This is a genomic window from Streptomyces sp. SM11 (assembly GCF_002910905.1).
Lineage (GTDB): Bacteria > Actinomycetota > Actinomycetes > Streptomycetales > Streptomycetaceae > Streptomyces.
The window spans coordinates 16,707-32,448 of sequence record NZ_NEUE01000014.1; the positions used below are offsets into that span (position 1 = coordinate 16,707).

A 15,742-nucleotide genomic window follows, 5' to 3' on the forward strand; every position below is an offset into this window, starting at 1 on the left:
CCCGTGGCGGCACAGCATCATCACTTGACCCTCCCTTGATCACTGACCGCGGTCTTACCGTTCCCGTAATAGGTCTCGATGTCCAAGCCAAGCTTCCGCTTCTCGTCAGCCGACAGCCCGATCTCGTCCGCATAGTTCAGCAGGGGTGTAACAGCTCCGCGCTCCCCCTCAGCCTTGAACTTGTCAATCCCGGTCAGCGCTTCGTCATTGTTGTCGTACTCGCGCTGCTTCAGGTAATCCATCGTCTCACCGGCGTATCCGGTGTCAATTGCCGCGGTTGCGGTATCCATGACAAGGGGAACTGCTGTAGCGGCCACGACTCCCGCAGCGGGACCCAGGACCACTGCAGTGCCGACCCCCACCACAGTGCCTACACCGGAACTGACGCCGAATTTCCTCCACTCGGCTTCCTTTTCCATCTCCAGTATTTTGCCTTCTTCTTCACCCTTGAACTGCTGATGGATTCCCTCTATGCGCGCCTCGTCGAGGATTCCATGCACCTTCGCCCCGCCGTATCCGAAGTGCAATCCGAGTTCCTGGCGCTCGGCCCCGAATGCCTTCAGCCCGCTCGCCTCGTACACCTGCTGCGCCGACGACAACGTCCTCCAACCATCTTCGTCGGCTGCCACCACACCCATGAACCGGCGCGTCGCAGTTTCGCCGAAGTCGGTCCGCACGGAACCATCGCTACTGTTCGCGAACAGCTCGTCCCGCCCGAGTTCGTCACCCGCCGACCCGAAGTTGTACGTGGAATAGTTGAGGTCGTCGACGTACGCGGCCCCCATACGCCCCAAGCTGTCCTTCAGTGCTTCATGCCGACTCAGCAGGCCCGAATCCGAGCCGTAACTATCGATCACGTTCTTCATGATGCCGGCCGTCACGTCGTCGCGCTTAAGCGTGGGCGAGGGGTCGTCCCAGGCGTGCCCGGTAGTCGCCGCCTCCAGGGCCTTCCCAAGCGCATCAGGCAAGTACCCCATGGACCTTTTCATGTCATCCCGATCGTGACCTGTTATGTCGTAGAACGGGTCGTAACCTTCGTTCTGGAAGAAGTCCAGGTAACCAGTGATTCTCCGCCCGTCCTTGCTCTCTCCGAGATCAGCCTCACTCTTGTTCGGGGTGCCGTCCTCGTTGTACGCGGTGGGTTCGGCGGAGAAGAACTGTTTCGCGGCCTCCGGGCTGTGCCCCAGGGCTTCCATCATGCTGTTCACCGGGTCGTAGCCGGAGCCGTTGACACCTGAGGGGTTCAACGGATTCTCCGACCCGCCGGGCAATCCCTTAGATCCGTAGAAGAAATCATGGTCCTTCTGCCTCAACTGGACCACATGCTCGGCAATGGGGTTGAGGAACTTGGGGTCGTAGTTCCCGTATCGCATGATGCCGCCAAGCAGCTGGTACCCGTACGGACCACTATTGTCGTACTTGGTCAGCGGGATGCGCTCCGTGCCCATTTTGCGGAGTTCCGAGCTCCACTCCGCGGAGAACGCCTTGTCATGGGAGGCGGTGGCCAGGTTGAGGCCCAGGTTCCTCTGGAGCTCCCGGACGTCCTTGAGCCGCGCCTCGTCAACCTTCATACCCTCGTGCGTATCCGTGGCGAGCTGCCCGAAGAAGGCAAGCGACTCCTCCGGGCCTAGCTTCTCGTAGAAGCCCTTGGCGAACTCTGGCGACTTGGCATTGTCACGCAAAAGCTCGTTGAGCGCCTGGAGTTGGACGTGCGTGAGATCGCGCCCCTTGCGCGCGAGGTCGGCGGCACGGGCGGCTTCCTCCTGGTCCAGGTTCTTGTACTTCGGACTGCTGAAATCCTTGGCTTCGCTGACGTTGGCCTCGAGCGCGTTCTTGAAGGCGACGTCGGTGTCGTTGCAGTTGTCGACGATCAGGTCGATCTTCTTCTGCCAACTCTCGACGGCTTCATTCTGCTTGCGCAGCGCTTCGGGATAGTCGGGATCGTGCCGCACACCCGCGCCCTGCTCCTCCAGCGGCCTCCGCGGCGTGACCTTGCCCTTGGCATCCACATGGATGCCCGCCTCGCGCCCTTCGACGTCGCGGATGTTCACCAGGTCGTCCTTAGCCTTCTTGAACGCCTTGCGCGCGTCCTCCAGGACTAGCTTGACACCTCTGGCCTCTGCGACCGCGTCCATGAACTCCTTGGCGGTCTTGCCGATGAACCCTTTGGTGACGCCGGCATTCACGCCTTCCCACTCGGCCTTGTCCGCCTTGACCTTCATGCCGTCATTGGCCACCTCGGCCAGGCGTTGCAGCTTGGTGACCATCTCCGACCAGTCGTCGACAGCCTCCTTAAGCTTGCCGAGCGGTGCGTCGATGATGTCCTCGTACTTCAGCACGCCAGCTCCCCCATGACTTACTTCAGATACTCGTTGAGCTTCGACACACTGAGCAGGTCGCCGACGATCTGGGCGTCGTCCTTGTGGTGAGACGCCCTGGAGTAGTCGAGGTGGTTCGAGATCTGCGCGCAGGCGTCAAGGAGCGTCTTGAGGTGCGTCTGCCATCGGTCGTGGACCTTCAGCAGACCGGATCCACTCACGAAGTTGCCGTTGGTGAGCGCGATGGCCGCGTCGAAGGTCGCGGGCCGGGCATGGTCACCGTCCTTCGACAGCCGCGTGCGCAGCTCGTACGCGTCATGCCCGATCGCGCCCAGGTCGTCATCGTTGACGGCAAGGTCAGCCTGGGACGGGCCGTTCGAGCTTCTTGGTTCGGCAGATATGCCATTGAGGCGCATATCAACCCTTTGTGCCGATTCGGCTCGAAGCTCTGACCATTCTGCGTCGAACGTCATATTCCCTCCTGCGGTCACTCGTGAAATCCGCCGAAACCTTGGCACTCTCACCCGACGAGGACACCCTTGCTAGCCGCCTAACATCCATCGGGCCGCCCGAACCATGCGGCTTTCACACCTCGATCACACGGCAAGAGACGGCTCTGCTTCGCAACTTCCCCCGCCTCCCTGCGGACCCACCACTTCCGCCGCCTACGGCCCACAAGGCGTTTCACCTTGCTCTCCAGGAAGAGTAGGCTGCGATACCTGCAGAATCTGCATTCATACAGAGAAACACTGTGTTTCAGCCAAACAAATGGGGTCAAATTCCGCCATCGCGCGCCCCCTGTGGAGCGGTGCGCAATATACGGCTTGTCGCACACTCAGCCGGTGGAGCCGGGGTTTTGGCCCGGTGGAGTTCCGTAGGGCGCACCGGAGTGGAGCGCTCGGCGGTGGCCCGAAGCTTCTCGAAGCGTCGGTAGCAGACGAGGCTGCAGGCCAGGGAGGTGAGGCGCCGTGGAGCCCTCGCCGAGAAGACGGTCAACCGGGCGCAGCGCGGGCACAGGTCGAGCGCGGTGTTGAGCACCTGAGTACCTGGCACATTGCCCGCAGATCCAGGCGCAGTCCAACTGCCCCGTCTATTCGTCCCCCGTCAGGCAATCAGGCCTGTCTCAACCTTCGTCCTGGCATGAAACGGCAGTGCGTTGCAGCCCCATGACGCCTGACCTATCCAGCCAGTACCGCTTGTCTCACCACTTGACATCGCGCCGCGCGCAGAACTGGCGCACGTTCAGCCGACGGAGCCAGGGCCTCGGCCGGGAGGGGCTCCGTGGGGAACGTCGGGGTAAGGGTTGTTCGGCGGTGAGCCGTAGAGAGAGTGCGGCGGCTGCGGATGCTGTTGGTGCGGATACGGCTGTTGCTGGGGCGTCGGCGGAGCCTGCGTGGCAACAGCCTCTCGCCGACGGGAACGGAGCACTGCCGCAGTCGCGACGCCGCCCACCAGGACTGCCGCGCCGATCCCCAGGCCAAACCAGAAGACAGTGTTGCTACCCTCGTCCGCCGCCGCGACAGCCGGCTCCTCGCTCTGACCAGAACCGCCCCCAGCCTTGGACGGCTCCGGCGAGGGCGCCTCGGACGCCGCTGCGGCGAGATCCGGGAGGGGGTACACATCGGCGGGACCGGGGTCCCCTGGCGTCTTGAGCGCGATACGGGGACGAACGATTCCGTAGCCGATCCCGTCGGACCGCTTCTTGCCGCTTACCGGACCGCCTGCGGTGTTCAGCATGACCCGTAGAACCTGATGGTTCGTCCAGTCCGGATACTTGGACCAGATCAGGGCAGCGGAGGCGGAAGCGATCGCAGTCGCGTCACTTGTACCGCTGCTCTTGCACAGCCCGGTTTCCCTGGTACACGCGTGAATGATGTCCACGCCAGGCGCTGCGAGATCGACCTGCGGTCCGTACTGAGAAGACTCTGCCCTTCGAAGATCACTTCCGACAGATCCCACACCGACGACGCCCGGCGTTCCGGACGGATACTCAACAGCATTGCCGGTGTCAGCAGAATTTCCTACAGAAGCGAAAACGAGAGCGCCATTATTTACGGCATACCGGACAGCCGAACTGAGCTCGCTAGATCCGGACAAGGCTCCTTGAGAAATGTTGACAACTTTGGCACCGCTGTCCACTGCAAAGCGAATCCCTTTAGAAGCGTCCTCACTGAAATTCTTGCTACCAGCGGCACCGTTAACCTTGCCGTCATCGTCCCTCAGCCGGATGGGCATGATCTTCGATCCGGGAGCCAGACCAACAGCGCCATCACCCCCTCTGGATCTACCGGTGCCCGCGATGATCCCAGCCATGGACGTGCCATGGGAGCGGTGGTCGGCCCGCTCATCGCCGGGAGATCCTGGCGCCAAGTCCAGCCCCTTTAGAACCTGCCCTCGAAGGTCCGGGTGATCAGCGTCAACGCCGGAGTCGATCACCGCAACGACCACTCCCTCACCAGTGCTCGTTGCCCACATCTGGTCTGCCTTCATGACATCCAGATGCCACTGATCTGAGCGCACGGATCCTGCAGAAGCAGGGGAGGCTACAGCTATCAGCAGACCGAGAACGGCAGCCCCTACGGCGGTGCGACTAATAATGGCAAGCATGGGTCACCCACGACGCTTTCTACTCAGTCGATAACTGGAGGGGTAACGCGCCGCCCGCCCTGCTGCCAGGTCTCTTCATCTTCCGTAAGGTAGTCAGGTCGCCGCTGACCATTCTCGTTGCGTCGAGTGGCAGCCTTGGGCTGAGCCGCCTGGGCGCCTGCACGCCCCATAGACCCGCCGTTGCGGTCGCCTCCGGACTGGGGCCTGACCAATCCAGTGCCTCCAGGAGTGAACGGACGCGCGCCTCCGGTTGCGGATTGGTGACCACGGCCGCCAACAACACCCGCTTCGCTGGCCAAGCGCCGGCCCCCGACAATCCCGTTTTGCGCGCCACCACCAGCTCCCGAACCCGACCCGTGCGCCATAGGAGCTCGAGCTGCAGCAGAACCTTCGCCTCCGACTACCGTCCCACGCGGCAACCCTGGGACTTGGCCAGTGGTCTGCGGGACAGGGCGGCCTCCGACAATCCCGTTGCTGTGCGGCGTTCGGCCACCGGAGCGGCCAGATACACCTCCTGTCGTCGTCGGCAGTGCTGGCGAACGGACCAAACCCGGCGACTTCCTTCCCATGTCCGACGAGGTTCGAGAAAGGGGACCCTGTCCTGTCACAGGCGGCCCTCCTCCTGAAATCGGCGGAAGCACCACATCGTTCCGCGCACCATTTGGCGGGGCAACAGTAGCGGAAGCCTGCGCCAACGGGGTGTCCGGCAACACCGCAGTGCCATCGATTCGCATATTCACAGGCTCGGATACGACAGGAGGAAGAGCTGTGGGCAGGACTGTCGAGCCCACCGGCTTCACCGAGTCACTAGACAGAGCATCCTGCCCGAGTGGCTTGGCATCAATTGACCGGTAATCCGGCACGCTCCCTGACGGACGCGTCACGCCGCCATACTCCGAATCCGAACCCGTACGGTCCGTGGCATCCGGCGCAATGCCCTGCGGCGGAGGCGGAAACGTCGGCCGCTCCAGCTTGTTGAGCTGGGCCACCGAATGCGTGTACGCCTGGGAGAGCTTCCGCATCTCCGCCGCCGCAGCCTCCCGCTCCCCGTTCAGCTTCCGGATCAACTCCGCGGAATCCGGGTCGTTCCGTGCCGACTCCGCAGCCTTGAGGCTCGCCTCGGGGTCTCCCGTGGGGCGAGGAATCGCGGCCTTGGCCAGAGCGATCGCATCGGCGGCCTCACCCAGGCGCTGCGACGCGCCCTGGCTGAACTCGCCCAGGCGCAGCGTGGAGTTGGCCAGATCCGCACTCCACGTGCGGAACGACTCGGCTCCGTCGCCCTCCCACTTCACAATCTGCGGACGGATCTTCAGCTCTTCGCCGATCTTCGAGATCTCTTTCGCCGCACTCGACAGGCGATCGGCCACGCCCTGGACAGCCGTGCTGTTGGCCTGGTCCAGCCACGCGATCATCTGCTTGTGCGACATGCTCTCAAACGATGTCGAACCCATCTCACTCCCCCGTTCGTACCGATGATCGCCGCATCGTCTCCACCGCCATCAGGCACTCCCGGTCTCATCGGTCGGCGAAGCCTGGGGCGTGGGCGGCGTCTTGTCGCCGTTTCCGCTCTGCTTGTCCTCACCCGGAACCGGGTTGTACTCACCGGGATAGTGCTCCTCCACACCCGACTTGATCGCGAGCATCCGGGCGCGGATGTCCTGGTCCATGTTGTCGTAGCCCTTGTGCGACGCCAGGACCGCGATGCTCATGCCCTCGATGGAGTCCGAGAGCAGCTTCGACAAGGTCTCCAGTTCGCCGACGACCTTCTCGTACGAGGCGAACATGCCCTTCGCCTCCGGCCAGGCCACGTCGCCGAACTGGCTGTCCTTGATGGCGATCTCGCCCAGCTTCTTGGCATCCGCCGGCGACGCCTTCAGGTCCACCAGGATCTCGTCGATGCGGTCACGGAACTTGGTGAAGGACTCCAGCTCGGTGTAAAGCTCACTGACCGTACTTTGCGCCGCGGCGATGGCGCCCCCGATAAATCCCCCGAAGAGCCCCCCGGAGGAGCCGGCCCCGTCGGAGCCCTCTCCCGTCGCCACAACAACCTCCCCGTTGTCCTGCTGGCACAGCTTGAAGGATCACTGTAGTCAGCATCAGTGACAGCTCGCACCCTTTGGTTGCACGTGCAATGCGCATCACACCGCCCCGGCGGCGGTAACAAGCCAGTCAGGGCTTGGTCGTTGCCACCGCCGCCTGGGGTCTGATGGGGAGTCGGTTCACCGGGCGGCCCGTCGCCGAACGGACCGCCGAGGCGACCGCCGCGGGGGCCGTGACGACCGGGACGGCCGAGGCCGGCTTCGCGCCGAAGGGGGCCACCACGTCGCGTTCCTCGACCAGTTTCACGATGCGGATGTCCGGGGCGTCCAGAGAGGTCGGGAGCGCGTAGCCGGTCAGGTCGGGGTGGCGGATCAGGCCGCGGGCGGTGCGGAGGTTCTCCGTGAGGGCCGCGCCGATGCCCTGGGTGATGCCCGCCTCGATGCGGATCGCCAACTGGGCCGGGTTCAGGACGCGGCCGACGTCCTGGGCGACCGCCATCTCGACCACGCGGACGGAGCCGAGCTCGATGTCGACGTCGACCACCGCCCGTACCGCGCAGAACGCCAGGCCGACGAACGCGTCGCCCTGGCCGGACTCGTCCAGCGGCTCCGTGGGGTGGGGGCGGCACTGGGCGGTGGCCCAGAGTTCCTTGCCGTCCAGTTCCTCGGTGACCGTCGTGGACAGCACTCCGTCGTACGAGGTGATCTTGCCGTCGGCGATCTGGAGCAACTCCGTGGACATGCCGAACTTGTGGGCCAGCGGCTGGAGGAGCTGGGTGCGGACCATCTTCGCCGCGCGCTCCACCGCCCCGCCCGACACCCAGGTGTGGCGGCCGTGTGTCGCCGGGCCCGCCGGGGGCTGGTCGGTGTCGACGGCGGCCACGTGGACCTCTTCGATGCCCAGGGTCTCCTGGACGACCTGGCGGGCGAGGGTGGTGAAGCCCTGGCCCGTTTCCACTGCCGCGCAGATCACCGTGGCGACGCCGTCGTGTACGCGGACCGTTGCCGTGGACACCTCGTCCGTGCCTTCGGCGCCGAGCATGTGCACCATGCCCAGGCCGTAGCCCACGCCCCGGCGCACCGCCCCGGGCTCCCCCGCACCCTCGGGGCCGCCCGGCAGCAGCCAGTCGTCCTCCGGGGCGTCCTTGGGGAGGGCGGGGAGGGGGTAGTCGCGGACGGCCTGGAGCAGTTCGGCCACGGGGGCCGGGCAGGTCACCGTCTGGCCGGTGGGGAGGATGTCGCCCGTGGAGAGGGTGTTGCGGAGGCGGAGTTCGGCCGGGTCGATGCCCAGCTTCGCGGCCAGCTTGTCCATCTGGCCCTCGTACGCCGCGCAGACCTGCATCGCGCCCTCGCCGCGCACATGGCCCGACGGCGGGTTGTTCGTCCGGACCGCCCAGCCCTCGATGAAGGCGTGCGGGACGACGTACGGGCCGCAGGCGAAGGCCACGGCGGCCGCCAGCGACTCCGAGGAGGCGTCGGCGTACGCGCCCGCGTCCAGCAGGATCTGGGCCTCCACCTTGACCAGCCGGCCGTCCGCGTCCGCGTGGTGGCGATAGCGCAGGAGTGTGGGGTGGCGGTGGGTGTGGCCGAGGAAGGACTCCTCGCGGCTCGCGGCGAGCTTCACCGGGCAGCCGGTGCGCAGCGCGAGCAGACCCAGCGGGATCTGGAAGCCCGGGTCCTCGCGGTCGCCGGTCGCGCCGGGCACCCCGGTCACGACGACCTTGACCCGGTCCGCCTCCAGGCCGAAGCAGGCGGCGATCAGGTCCCGGTCGGTGTGCGGGTCGGTGGAAGCGGTGTAGATCTCCACGCCGCCGTCCGGGCGGGGCACGGCGAGGCCGGCCTCCGCGCCGATCGGGGCCGGGTCCTGGCGGCCGATGCGGTACAGGCCCTCGACGACGACCTCGCCCGTCGCCTCCGCGTCGCCGTAGCGCAGCGGGATGTGCCGGATCAGGTTGCCGTCGGGGTGCAGGGGCTCCGCCGCGAACGCCTTCTCCGGGTCCGTGACCGGCTCCAGCACCTCGTACCGTACGGCGATGGCGGCAGCGGCCAGCCGTGCGGTGTCCGGGTGGTCGGCGGCGACCGCGGCGATCGGCTCGCCGTGGTGGCGGACCAGGTCGGAGGCGAACACCGGACGGTCCACGACGTGGCGGCCGTAGTTGCTGTCCCCCGGCACGTCCTCGTGCGTGACGACCGCCCGCACCCCGGGCATCTCCTCGGCCCCCGAGGTGTCGATGGACAGGATCCGCGCGTGCGGGTGCGGTGAGCGCAGCACGGCCGCCCACAGCAGGCCCTCGGCCCAGAGGTCCGCGGCGTACGGGAAGGTGCCCTCGGTCTTCGCCCGGGCGTCAACGGCCGGCAGCGAGGCGCCGAGGCCCAGCAGGGGCTGCTCCTGGCCCGGGCCGGAACCCGCGCCCGGTCCGCCGCCGATGGCGTCGATGGCGTCGATCCTGGGCAGGCCGGTGCTGGTCGCGTTGGCCGCGGTGGCTGCGTCGCTGCTCACGCCGCCTCCTTGTCGTTCGCGTGGTGCTGCTGGTGTACGGCGGGGCCGCGGGCGTGCCTCACAGCGCCTCTCCCTCGTGCGGGTGGGGCCCCTGCTGCACGCCGCCGGCGCCCGGCTCGGCCTGCTGCGGGATGCGCGCCTCGTCCTGGATCGCCGTGGCCGCCTCGGCGCTCGCCTCGCGGGCCGCGACGACGTCCGCGACCGCGTCGAGCACGCCCCGGTAGCCGGTACAGCGGCAGAGGTTGCCGCAGAGAGCCTGGCGGGTCTCCAGCTCGCTGGGGGCGTGGTTGCCCTCCAGCAGGTCATGGACGGTCATCGCCATGCCGGGGATGCAGAAGCCGCACTGGACGGCTCCGCAGGCGGACAGGGCGCGCTGGACGTCGGACGGTTCGCCGTCGACGGCCAGGCCCTCGACCGTACGCACCTCGCTGCCCGCCGCCGTGGCCGCGGGGACCAGGCAGGAGGCGACCAGCCGGCCGTCGACCTGGACGTTGCAGGCTCCGCACTCGCCCTGTGAGCAGCCGTCCTTGGCTCCGGCCAGGCCGAGGCGTTCGCGGAGCACGTAGAGCAGGGACTCGCCGATCCAGGCGTCGCTGACCGGGCGGTCCACGCCGTTCACATGGAGCAGGTAGGACGTGGAGGGGTGCTCGCTCGGTGCGTCGAGGAGGACGGGGGCGGAACCGGGGGCGGAGTCGGTGTCGGTGTCGGTGTCGGGGGTGAGGTCGGCGTCCGGGGCTGCGTCCGGGGCTGCTTCCGGAGTTACGTCCGCGTCGGACCCGGGTGCGTGCTCGTGTGCCGCGTCAGGTGCCGTGTCGGTTTCCTGGGCGGGCGAGCCCTCTGTGTCGGTGTCGGCCGCGGTGTCGGTCTGTGTGTCCGCTGCCGCCCGAGCCGCCTCCGCTGCCGGTTCCGCCGTCGCCGGTTCCGGGTCCGGGGCCGGGTCCGGGGCCTCCTCCGTCACGGGTACGGGGGCGGCCTCCGGTTCCGGTGTGGCCCAGGGGGCGGGGGCGCCGCCGGGCAGCGTTGCCGGGCGGGCGTTGTCCGCGTACCACTGCGGGGTGTGCGCCGAGGCCAGGAACTCGCCCGATTCGTCCGGGAGGTCCCCGTCCGCCACCGGGATCGTCCACTGGCCTGTGTGGCCGGCCTGACCGGTGTGGCTCGCCTGGTCGGGGTGGCCGAGGTGCCCGGCCTCCGGGGCCTGCTCCTCCGGAAGCGCCGTTGCCTCCGGAGCCGCCGCCGTCTCGCCGAAGGCCTCGGTGAAGTTCCACTGGGCCGTGGCGTGCGACGTGTCCTGGTAGGGGCCCTGGTATCCGCCCTGCCCGCCCTGCTGGTTCGGGTCCGGCCAGTGGACCGCCCCGGGCTCCTGGGCGGCGGCGGCCTCCTGGGCGCGCTGCTCGGCCTGTGCCTGCTGGGTCTGCGTCTGGAGCACCCAGCTGCCCGTCGCCGCCGGGTCCAGGCCGGCGGCCGGGGTCAGCGGCAGGATCATCGGGGGGACGTACCCCTGGCCGGGCGCGGCCAGGGGGATGTTCGCCAGGTCCTCCGGCGGGAGTTGGACGAACGCGGTGGCGTCGGCGTCGAACCCGTCGCCCTGCGGCGTCGGTTCCCAGCCTCCGTAACGGGGGTCCGGGCCCTCGGAGTGGCCCTCCTGTCCCTGCCGCCCCTGCTGGTCGGGGAATTCCTCATTGCTCACGACAGTGCCCTCCCCAGCGCGCGTCGGGCGAGCGCGGCGACGGTGCGCCGCAGGTGCAGTACGGCCGGGGACAGCGGCGGGGCCTCTGAACCGTCGGCCGGTGGTGCGTGGTCCGGGATGCAGGCCGCGGCGACGTACTCGCCGAAGGCGGCCAGTGCGTCGGGGGCCAGGCCCCGCTCGCCGTCCCAGTCGATCAGCGAGGCGATCCAGCGCTCCGCCTCCAGCGGGCGCAGCGGCATCGGGGCGATCGCGCCGACCGCGCAGCGCACGCCGCGCCGGGCCGGGTCCAGGACGATGGCGACCGAGGCGGTGGCGCGGCCCGGTCCGGTGCGGCCGGTGGCCTTCAGGAACACCTGCGGGGCGTGCAGCAGCGGTACGCGGACGAAGCCGATCAGCTCCGCGGGCTCCAGCAGTTCGCGGCCGGCCAGCAGGTGGGAGACGGGGATCTCGCGGCGGGCGCCGCCGGGGCCCGCGATGACGAGCTCGGCCTCAAGCGCGGCCAGGACCGGCAGGGCGTCGCCGGTGGGCGCCGAGGTGACGATGTTGCCGCCGAGGGTGCCGGCGTTGCGGATCTGGGGCGGTCCCGCGGCGCGGGCGGAGGCGGCGAGGGCGGGGATGAGGGCGGCGAAGTCGGGGCGGCCCATGCGGGCGTGGGTGAGTCCGGCGCCCAGCAGCGCGTGACCGTCCTGGTAGTGCCAGCCGCGCAGCTCGCTGATCCGCCCGAGGCCGACCAGCCCCGAGGGGCGCAGCAGTCCCTTGTTGACGGCTGCCATGAGGTCCGTGCCCCCGGCAACCGGAACGGCTGCGGGCATGGCGCCGAGTGCCGCCACGGCCTCGTCCAACGAGGCCGGCAGCGTCACCGACTGCATCGTCTGCGGTGCGTGCGTGGTCAACCCAGCTGCCCCTTCCCGGTCTCCCGGCTGTCCCGCCTGTTCCGCCGTACGGTACGTGTTCACAGCCCGGACGTGGCAACTCTGGCACATCTTCCGATCGGTCCGGCGCGAGGGTCCGCGAAGGGTGGATCCGTCCCTGATCTGCGGGATAATCCGTATTCGTACTTCTTCGGCGGGGAGGGTGAATTACCACTCTTCAGCGAGGCTTGTACGACTTACGCGGTTCGCCCCCTCGCCTCCTCGCTCCGGCGCACGTCGGCAGGGCCGTTGGCCCCGGACGCGCGTCGGCCGCGGCGGTCCCGGAGGACGGCCGCGGCCGGGCGGAGCGGGGGTCACACCACCGGCGGCACCCCGTCGATCGGGCGGCCGAGGATGCCGGGGCGCTGCTGCCGGGGGTACGGGCCGGCCGGCGGGCGGTAGTCGACGCCGAGGGCGTCGAGCCGGGCGTAGTGGGCGGTCATCCGGGCGTCGAAGGCGGCGAAGTCCCGGTCGGCCGGGGCGGGCAGGGCGGACCAGGCGACCTCGGCGAAGGCCGCGAGGCGGGGGAAGACCTGGTAGTCGACGCGGGCCCGGTTCTGCATGACCTCGGTCCAGACGTTGGCCTGGGTGCCCAGGATGTGACGGGCCGCCTCCTCGCTCAGGCCCGGCGGGACGGGCTCGAAGCGGTAGACGTCCTCCAGGGTCCTGACGTACCCGATGGGAATCGGCTCGTCGGGGCCGCCGTCCTGACGGTGGTCCAGATACACCTGCTGCTCGGGGCACATGACCACGTCGTGCCCGGCCTCGGCGGCCGCGATGCCTCCGGCGTAGCCGCGCCAGGAGGAGACGGCCGCCCCCGCGGCGAGGCCGCCTTCGAGGATCTCGTCCCAGCCGATGAGGCGGCGGCCCCGCGCGGTGAGCCACGCGTCGAAGTGCCGGATGAACCAGGACTGGAGCCCGTCCTCGTCCTTCACGCCGAGTTCGGTGATCCGGGCCTGGGCGAGCGGGGACTCCTTCCACTGGTCCTTGGGGCACTCGTCGCCGCCCATGTGGACGAAGGGCGAGGTCGCGGCGGGGAAGAGTTCCAGCACCTCCTCCAGGACGCCCTCGAAGAAGCGCAGGGTGTTGTCAGTGGGGGCGAGTACGTTCGGATTGACGCCCCAGGTGTCCCAGACGGAGAGGGTGGTGGTGTCGATGACGTCGGTGTTGCCCAGCTCGGGGTAGGCGCTGATGGCGGCCTGCGAGTGGCCCGGGATGTCGATCTCGGGGACGACCCGGATATGCCGCTCGGCGGCGTAGGCGACGATCTCGCGGATGTCGTCCTGCGTGTAGAAGCCGCCGTAGGGGGTCTCGTCCCACAGCTCGGAGGCCCGGTGGCCGTATTTGGTGCGCGAGCGCCAGGAGCCGACCTCGGTCAGGCGCGGGTAGCGCTTGATCTCGATGCGCCAGCCCTGGTCGTCGGTGAGGTGGAAGTGGAAGACGTTCAGCTTGTGGGCGGCGAGCAGGTCCAGGTAGCGCAGGACGTCGTCCTTGGACAGGAAGTGCCGCGAGACGTCGAGCAGCAGACCGCGCCAGCCGAAGCGGGGTTCGTCCTCGACGACGACCGCCGGGACCTCCCGGGCACCTCCCGGGACGAGGGGTGCGCTCCGGAAGGCGTCCGGGCCGAGGAGCTGTCGGAGGGTCTGCGCGCCCCGGAAGACGCCCGCCGCGCTGCCGCCGGTGATACGTACGGCATCGGCTTCGACGGCGAGGCGGTACGCCTCGGGGGCAAGCTCCTCGTCGAGCGCGAGCACGATGCCCTGGTCGCCCGTGCCCTCGGCCAGGGGCAGTCCGGTGGCCGCGCCGAGCGTGGTGCGCAGCCAGTGGGCGACGCCTTCCGTGCCCGGTGCGGCGCTCAGCGGGGTCTCGCGGTCCAGCGCGTACGGCCCGGAGGGGGCGGGGGCCAGGGTGCGGGGGGCGGGGATCAGACCGAGAGCCGCGGTGTCCACGGAGTCCGTCGCCGTCGTGTCCTCGGGTGTCATGACATCAGTCCTTAACCGCTCCGCCCAGTCCGGAGACGAGGCGTCGCTGTACGAGTACGAAGAAGACCAGTACGGGGATGGTCATCACCGTCGAGGCTGCCATGATCCCTCCCCAGTCGTTCTCGTCCGGTTTGAAGAAGACCAGCAGCGCCATCGGCAGCGTCGACTGGGAGGTGTCGCTGATGATGAACGACTTCGCGAACAGGAAGTCGTTCCAGGTGGTGATGAAGGAGAAGACGCTGGTCGCCACGAGGCCCGGGAAGACCAGCGGGAAGAGGATCTGCCACAGGAAGCGGGTGCGGCTCGCCCCGTCGATGTAGGCGGCCTCCTCCAGGGCTTCGGGAACGGCCTTGACGAAGCCGCGCAGCATCCAGATGGCGAACGGCAGTGAGAAGGCGAGGTGCGGCAGGATCAGCGAGCCGAGCGTGTTCAGCTGGCCGAAGTCCCGCATCAGGAAGAACAGCGGGATGGTCAGCGCCTCCACCGGCACCATCTGCGCGACCAGGAACATGATCAGCAGCGTGGTGCGGAACTTGAAGCGGAAGCGGGTCACGGCGGTGGCGGCCAGGAAGGCGATCAGCGCGGAGAGGATGACGACCGTGCCCGCCACCAGCAGGCTGTTGAGGAAGTAGCGGCCGAAGTCCTGCTGTTCGAAGACCCGGCGGAACGAGTCGAGCGAGGGGGCGAGCGTCCAGGGGCGGGCGTCGGTGGACTGGACCTCCCCGGCCGGTTTGAACGCGGAGAGCACCATCCAGTAGAGCGGGAAGGCGACCGCGACGGCGATCAGCAGGGCGGCGGCCTCGGCGGCCAGCCTGCCGGGGCGCTTGACGCGCAGGAGCGTGCGTGCGCTCACAGTTCCTCCCCCTGGCGGCGTACGAGACGCAGATAGACGAGCGTGACGGCCAGCAGGATCACCAGCATCACGACGCCGATCGCCGATCCGAGGCTGTACTGCGAGGACGCGAACGCCTTCTGGTAGGCGTACACGTTGAGCACCAGGTTCTGGCCGGCGATGCCGCCGCCGTTGGTCATGACGTAGATCTGGGTGAAGACCTTGAAGTCCCAGATGATCGACTGGATGGTGACGACGATCAGGATGGGCTTGAGCATCGGCGCCATGATGGTGCGCCAGATCCGCCACTGGGACGCGCCGTCCAGCGAGGCGGCCTCCAGCACCTCGGTGGGGATGGCCCGGATGCCCGCGTACACGGTGACCATCACGAACGGGAACGAGCACCACAGCACTTCGAGGAGTACGAGCGCGAAGGCGCTGTAGCGGCCGTACGTCCAGGAGAAGTCGCCGAGTCCCAGTACCTTGTTGACCGGTCCGAAGTCGGGGTCGAAGAGGAAGACCCAGACGGTGGAGCCGGTGATCGCGGGGGTGGCCCAGGCGCCGAGCGCGGCCATCATCAGCGCGAGCCGGGGCAGGGCGCGGATGCGGGTGAGCAGGACGGCGAGCGCGCAGCCGACGAACAGGGTGGAGACCACGCAGGCCCCGGCGAAGAGGACGGTGGCGAGGAGGACCTGCCAGAACTGGCTGTCGTTGAAGAGCGTGGCGTAGTTGCCGAAGCCCTTGAAGGTGGTGGGTTCGCCGCCGCTGACCTGGGCCTGGGTGTACTCCAGGAACGAGATCAGGCCGAGCTGGTAGATCGGGTAGACCAGCAGTCCGGCGAGCAGGACGAGGGCGGGCAGGAGGTA

The 15,742-nt window shown here is 68.3% G+C and carries 11 protein-coding genes; all 11 read right to left on the reverse strand.

Annotation, left to right across the window (positions count from 1 at the left end):
* Positions 1-20: 20 nt before the first annotated feature.
* A complete protein-coding gene (locus B9S58_RS00905) occupies positions 21-2,339 on the reverse strand; it encodes a DUF6571 family protein (RefSeq protein WP_103530237.1) in 2,319 nt (772 codons plus the stop codon).
* A gap of 17 nt (positions 2,340-2,356) precedes the next feature.
* Positions 2,357-2,791 carry a hypothetical protein gene (locus B9S58_RS00910; protein ID WP_103530238.1) on the reverse strand — a complete coding sequence of 145 codons (435 nt, stop codon included), beginning with the start codon at positions 2,789-2,791 and terminating at the stop codon, positions 2,357-2,359.
* A 769-nt stretch (positions 2,792-3,560) separates the two neighbouring features.
* Entirely contained in the window at positions 3,561-4,925 is a 1,365-nt protein-coding gene (gene mycP / locus B9S58_RS00915; RefSeq protein WP_103530239.1) for a type VII secretion-associated serine protease mycosin, read from the reverse strand.
* Positions 4,926-4,948: 23 nt separating this feature from the next.
* Positions 4,949-6,352, reverse strand: coding sequence for a hypothetical protein (locus tag B9S58_RS37390; RefSeq protein ID WP_146063434.1), 1,404 nt, complete (start codon positions 6,350-6,352; stop codon positions 4,949-4,951).
* 72 nt (positions 6,353-6,424) lie between these two features.
* Positions 6,425-6,967, reverse strand: a complete 543-nt coding sequence (locus B9S58_RS00925) for a hypothetical protein (RefSeq protein ID WP_258044132.1) — start codon at positions 6,965-6,967, stop codon at positions 6,425-6,427.
* A gap of 127 nt (positions 6,968-7,094) precedes the next feature.
* Positions 7,095-9,464 carry a xanthine dehydrogenase family protein molybdopterin-binding subunit gene (locus B9S58_RS00930; RefSeq protein WP_181009132.1) on the reverse strand — a complete coding sequence of 790 codons (2,370 nt, stop codon included), beginning with the start codon at positions 9,462-9,464 and terminating at the stop codon, positions 7,095-7,097.
* 58 nt (positions 9,465-9,522) lie between these two features.
* A complete protein-coding gene (locus B9S58_RS00935) occupies positions 9,523-11,151 on the reverse strand; it encodes a (2Fe-2S)-binding protein (RefSeq protein WP_103530241.1) in 1,629 nt (542 codons plus the stop codon).
* Positions 11,148-12,044, reverse strand: a complete 897-nt coding sequence (locus tag B9S58_RS00940; RefSeq protein ID WP_103530242.1) for a xanthine dehydrogenase family protein subunit M — start codon at positions 12,042-12,044, stop codon at positions 11,148-11,150. Before B9S58_RS00940 ends, B9S58_RS00935 begins: the two co-directional genes overlap by 4 nt.
* A 332-nt stretch (positions 12,045-12,376) precedes the next feature.
* Entirely contained in the window at positions 12,377-14,044 is a 1,668-nt protein-coding gene (locus tag B9S58_RS00945; protein ID WP_103530243.1) for a beta-N-acetylhexosaminidase, read from the reverse strand.
* A gap of 4 nt (positions 14,045-14,048) precedes the next feature.
* Positions 14,049-14,897: a carbohydrate ABC transporter permease gene (locus B9S58_RS00950; protein WP_103530244.1), complete on the reverse strand. Its 849-nt coding sequence runs from the start codon at positions 14,895-14,897 to the stop codon at positions 14,049-14,051.
* Positions 14,894-15,742, reverse strand: an 849-nt coding sequence (locus B9S58_RS00955) for a carbohydrate ABC transporter permease (RefSeq protein ID WP_103530245.1), incomplete at its 5' end; no start/stop codon positions are given. The genes B9S58_RS00950 and B9S58_RS00955, both read right to left, overlap by 4 nt.

Bases quoted from the DNA above. Each gene is read 5' to 3' on its own strand.
- B9S58_RS00910 (WP_103530238.1), bottom strand. From the start codon at position 2,791: ATGACGTTCGACGCAGAATGGTCAGAGCTTCGAGCCGAATCGGCACAA.
- mycP (WP_103530239.1), bottom strand. From the start codon at position 4,925: ATGCTTGCCATTATTAGTCGCACCGCCGTAGGGGCTGCCGTTCTCGGT.
- B9S58_RS37390 (WP_146063434.1), bottom strand. From the start codon at position 6,352: ATGTCGCACAAGCAGATGATCGCGTGGCTGGACCAGGCCAACAGCACG.
- B9S58_RS00945 (WP_103530243.1), bottom strand. From the start codon at position 14,044: ATGACACCCGAGGACACGACGGCGACGGACTCCGTGGACACCGCGGCT.